The 1,120-nt window shown below is 51.2% G+C and carries 1 rRNA gene; it reads right to left on the bottom strand.

Features of this window, described 5'->3' with window-relative positions:
• Window positions 1-1,120: ribosomal RNA gene (locus Q4Q57_RS21995) — 23S ribosomal RNA — on the bottom strand; the annotation flags it as partial.

Below are 1,120 nucleotides of genomic sequence, written 5' to 3'. Positions count from 1 at the left end.
CTACCAACGCCGCGCTAGCCTAGCCTTCTCCGTCTCTCCATCGCAGTTAGCGGAAGTACAGAAATATTAATCTGTTTCCCATCGATTACGCCTTTCGGCCTCACCTTAGGGGTCGACTCACCCTGCCCCGATTAACGTTGGACAGGAACCCTTGGTCTTTCGGCGAGGGGGTTTTTCACCCCCTTTATCGTTACTCATGTCAGCATTCGCACTTCTGATACCTCCAGCGTGGGTTACCCCTTCACCTTCAACGGCTTACAGAACGCTCCTCTACCGCGCACAGTAAACTGTGCACCCGTAGCTTCGGTGACTAGCTTAGCCCCGTTACATCTTCCGCGCAGGCCGACTCGACTAGTGAGCTATTACGCTTTCTTTAAATGATGGCTGCTTCTAAGCCAACATCCTAGCTGTCTAAGCCTTCCCACATCGTTTCCCACTTAGCTAGTACTTTGGGACCTTAGCTGACGGTCTGGGTTGTTTCCCTTTTGACGACGGACGTTAGCACCCGCCGTCTGTCTCCCGAGTAGTACTCATTGGTATTCGGAGTTTGCAAAGGGTTGGTAAGTCGGGATGACCCCCTAGCCTTAACAGTGCTCTACCCCCAATGGTATTCGCTCGAGGCGCTACCTAAATAGCTTTCGAGGAGAACCAGATATCTCCCGGTTTGATTGGCCTTTCACCCCCAGCCACAAGTCATCCGCTAATTTTTCAACATTAGTCGGTTCGGTCCTCCAGTTGATGTTACTCAACCTTCAACCTGCCCATGGCTAGATCACCGGGTTTCGGGTCTACACCTTGCAACTAAACGCGCAGTTAACACTCGGTTTCCCTACGGCTCCGCTATTCGCTTAACCTCGCTACAAAATGTAAGTCGCTGACCCATTATACAAAAGGTACGCAGTCACGGTCTCAAGAACCGCTCCCACTGCTTGTACGTATACGGTTTCAGGTTCTATTTCACTCCCCTCACAGGGGTTCTTTTCGCCTTTCCCTCACGGTACTGGTTCACTATCGGTCAGTCAGGAGTATTTAGCCTTGGAGGATGGTCCCCCCATATTCAAACAGGATGTCACGTGTCCCGCCTTACTCGTTTTCATCAATGGTTAGTTTTCATGTACGG

The organism is Shewanella sp. SP2S2-6 (assembly GCF_031931965.1).
Classification (GTDB): domain Bacteria; phylum Pseudomonadota; class Gammaproteobacteria; order Enterobacterales; family Shewanellaceae; genus Shewanella; species Shewanella baltica.
Note: the sequence above shows the minus strand (reverse complement) of the source record. Positions and strands in the feature narration are given on the sequence as shown.